Annotated in this window: 7 protein-coding genes; 5 read left to right on the forward strand and 2 right to left on the reverse strand. The window is 34.8% G+C overall.

Annotated elements, in window-relative coordinates:
• The first annotated feature begins 77 nt into the window (after window positions 1–77).
• From FTV03_RS17375 to FTV03_RS17395, 5 genes are all read left to right on the forward strand, one after another.
• Entirely contained in the window at window positions 78–326 is a 249-nt protein-coding gene (locus FTV03_RS17375) for a type II toxin-antitoxin system HicA family toxin (protein ID WP_004812233.1), read from the forward strand.
• Entirely contained in the window at window positions 323–655 is a 333-nt protein-coding gene (locus FTV03_RS17380; RefSeq protein WP_004812232.1) for a type II toxin-antitoxin system HicB family antitoxin, read from the forward strand. The genes FTV03_RS17375 and FTV03_RS17380 overlap by 4 nt, the downstream gene beginning before the upstream one ends.
• A gap of 129 nt (window positions 656–784) precedes the next feature.
• A complete protein-coding gene (locus tag FTV03_RS17385; protein WP_179997550.1) occupies window positions 785–1120 on the forward strand; it encodes a hypothetical protein in 336 nt (111 codons plus the stop codon).
• Window positions 1121–1169: 49 nt separating this feature from the next.
• Window positions 1170–1349, forward strand: a complete 180-nt coding sequence (locus FTV03_RS17390) for a hypothetical protein (protein WP_001231652.1) — start codon at window positions 1170–1172, stop codon at window positions 1347–1349.
• Complete coding sequence (locus FTV03_RS17395; protein WP_000053135.1) at window positions 1346–1732, forward strand: type II toxin-antitoxin system death-on-curing family toxin; 387 nt, start codon at window positions 1346–1348, stop codon at window positions 1730–1732. The genes FTV03_RS17390 and FTV03_RS17395 overlap by 4 nt, the downstream gene beginning before the upstream one ends.
• 1 nt (window position 1733) lies before the next feature.
• Here the strand turns inward: FTV03_RS17395 and FTV03_RS17400 are convergent, their stop codons facing one another.
• Both FTV03_RS17400 and FTV03_RS17405 read right to left on the reverse strand, forming a co-directional pair.
• Window positions 1734–2285, reverse strand: coding sequence for a macro domain-containing protein (locus FTV03_RS17400; RefSeq protein ID WP_180042379.1), 552 nt, complete (start codon window positions 2283–2285; stop codon window positions 1734–1736).
• 8 nt (window positions 2286–2293) lie between these two features.
• Window positions 2294–2572: a hypothetical protein gene (locus FTV03_RS17405; protein WP_257220837.1), complete on the reverse strand. Its 279-nt coding sequence runs from the start codon at window positions 2570–2572 to the stop codon at window positions 2294–2296.
• Window positions 2573–2752 lie beyond the last annotated feature (180 nt).

Genomic DNA, 2752 nt, shown 5'->3' on the forward strand with positions numbered 1-2752 from the left:
GAAATTGCAACTAAATATAGTTGCAATTATTATTTAAAAGTAACTATACTTAGTTGCAATAGCAGTAGGGCTGAAGTATGGGTAAAACGGAAAAGTTACTGGAAAAATTTGGAAATTCAAAAAATACGTTTCCATATAAAGATTTAGTCGTTTTACTGAGCCAGCTCGGCTATGAAAAATTTGAAATGGCAGGCTCTCGTGTTCGGTTTTTTAATGAAAAAACTGAACATATGATTTTACTGCATAGACCACACCCTGAAAATGAAATCAAAGGTGGGGCATTGAAAGCTGTAAAACAGGCACTCAAGCAGGAGGGATTTTTATGAGCTATTTAAAGTACAAAGGTTATCTCGGAACAATTGAGCCTGATCTTGAAACAGGTGAGTTATTTGGAAAACTTGCTTTTATTCGTGATCTTATTACCTATGAAGCGGAAACTTTAAAAGCCCTTGAGAAAGCTTTTCAGGAATCTGTAGACGGCTATTTAGAATCATGTGCTGAACTAGGAAAATCTCCTGATCAACCATTCAAAGGCACTTTTAATGTCCGTATTAGCCCTGAATTGCACCGTAAGGCGGTTTTAGCATCAAGTAATTCTCTAAATGCCTTTGTCAGTGATGCGATTCAAGAAAAGTTAATGCGTTTAGGTGCGTAATTTATTGAAGCCTAGGCTACTACCTAAAAATTGAAAAACTCAGCAAAAATGGGAGCTTAAAGCTCCCATTTTTAGTTTCGTATAAGGTGTATTATGTTAATTTTAGGGAAATTAATCAGTTGATGAAAAATGAAAATAGGAATTTTTTGGTTTTTGCAAAAGCAAGTTATTGGCATAGCTCATCCATTCAATTTAAATGATGCAGATTCAATAGGCTTAATTGATAGTCCATATACACATGTCGATTATTGGAAAAATATGCAAAGTGTATACCCAGAACTACGTCATTATGAATATGAACAGATTCCAAGGGGTAGGGTAATTTTCGACACAAATAAAGGAAAAGCAATCGTGTATATGGACAAAAAATTATTTAACACAGTAACAGCCACTAAAATTTATGATTTCTTTGATATAGATTCAGAAAATGCTATTCCAAGAAAAGATCCTCACTATCGTACTTAATTGTTTAATTTAGGCTAAAATGAAATTCTCTTTTAATAGGGGGATGAAGATGAGAAAGCGTTTAAAAGACTATAGCCTTGATCAAATTTCAAATCGTGAAAAGGTTTCGGGTCAAGTATTACCAATCCAATTTAGCAATGACGAAGCGACTAAACGTGTTGTGATGCATAGTGCAAAACGAGTCATTAATCAGCATAAAGCTGAAATCCAAGAGCTTGCTTATAAATGAGTTTGATTAGCTCAACATTCGTCATTGCTGTGCATGATGAGATCCTATTACAAACTGGCGTAGGGCGAATAGGCTGTCATATTGAAAAGCTAGAAAGCGTATTAAGCCGTATAGATCAGCAGATGTATTACAGTAATGTAAGCGACATTTTTGAGATCGCAGCATGGTTTGGTATAGCTATCTCAAAAGGTCATGCTTTTGTTGATGGTAATAAAAGAACTGGTTTAGCTGTAATGCTGACTTATCTCGAAATTCAAGGTGTTACCATTCAGGAACAAACAGGTTTAGATGATTTGATGGTCGATATTGTTGAATCACAAGAAGAACATGAATTATTAGCCAAAATTGTGGCTGAATTCTTATACGAGCTTTCGATAATTTAAACTAAGAAATCAGAATCTGAATATTTGGATCATCGATATTCGATAAAAGATTCTTATAAATTAAATAATTTTCATCCTCTCGGCAGATAAAAAATACTTCTGCAACATGATCATATTGAGGCAACATAGAGAGTATAGTGCCAATCGCAATTTCAGCAGCCTTTTGAGGTGGAAAACCATAAACACCTGTACTAATACATGGAAAAGAAACAGTGAGTGCATGAATTTCATTAGCTTTGAATAGTGCATTACTATAAGCATCACAAAGCAATTGTGGCTCATTGTGTTCGCCATCTAACCATCGTGGTCCAACCGCATGAATAAGGTATTTAGCAGGCAGATTACCTGCTGTTGTTACTTCTGCTTGACCTGTAGGGCATCCACCTTTTTCTTGATTTAGACGAATACATTCTTCTTTCATCAACGGTCCAGCTTTTTTATGAATCACATAATCAAGTCCCCCACCACCAAGCAAAGATTTATTTGCTGAGTTAACGATGGCATGTACAGCAAAAGCTGTTATATCTGCGTGGATGAGATGGACTTTTTTCATAATTAGTTTTATAGAATACCCTTTTGTTTCTTATATTCAGTAATGATTGTTCCTAATTCTGGTTCAAATAATTTGATATATTCATCAGATAGACCTCTACTACTAGATGGATGTGGTAAGCACACAACTTGGCATTGTTCAAAATTATCAAAGTAAACTTTAAATCGAGTACCATCAAAATCTGTTTTTTGTACCCTTTTTAAGGGTTCTATTTCTGGACCAACAATAGCAGTAAACCTATCCCAAACATCTATATTTCTCAGAAAATTAATAAGCTTACTACCCATAAATAAAATTACTTTGGGTCTCAAAACTTCAATATGATGAATAAAATTATCAACTGAACCGTACCGGGTTTGTCGGAGACTTTTTTATTTAAGTTAGGCCACCTGACCTAACGGGTTAATCTTATCATAGTACATTGCTTCAAACTCAAAAGGCGATACATAACCCAGTGCACTGTGTAC

Origin of the sequence: Acinetobacter sp. YH12218 (assembly GCF_013417925.1) — a bacterium.
GTDB classification, from domain to species: Bacteria; Pseudomonadota; Gammaproteobacteria; order Pseudomonadales; family Moraxellaceae; genus Acinetobacter; species Acinetobacter amyesii.

Excerpts from the sequence above, each read along its gene's own strand:
- FTV03_RS17375 (WP_004812233.1), top strand. The coding sequence starts at position 78 with ATGGGTAAAACGGAAAAGTTACTGGAAAAATTTGGAAATTCAAAAAAT.
- FTV03_RS17380 (WP_004812232.1), top strand. The coding sequence starts at position 323 with ATGAGCTATTTAAAGTACAAAGGTTATCTCGGAACAATTGAGCCTGAT.
- FTV03_RS17385 (WP_179997550.1), top strand. The coding sequence starts at position 785 with ATGAAAATAGGAATTTTTTGGTTTTTGCAAAAGCAAGTTATTGGCATA.
- FTV03_RS17390 (WP_001231652.1), top strand. The coding sequence starts at position 1,170 with ATGAGAAAGCGTTTAAAAGACTATAGCCTTGATCAAATTTCAAATCGT.
- FTV03_RS17395 (WP_000053135.1), top strand. The coding sequence starts at position 1,346 with ATGAGTTTGATTAGCTCAACATTCGTCATTGCTGTGCATGATGAGATC.
- FTV03_RS17400 (WP_180042379.1), bottom strand. The coding sequence starts at position 2,285 with ATGAAAAAAGTCCATCTCATCCACGCAGATATAACAGCTTTTGCTGTA.
- FTV03_RS17405 (WP_257220837.1), bottom strand. The coding sequence starts at position 2,572 with ATGGGTAGTAAGCTTATTAATTTTCTGAGAAATATAGATGTTTGGGAT.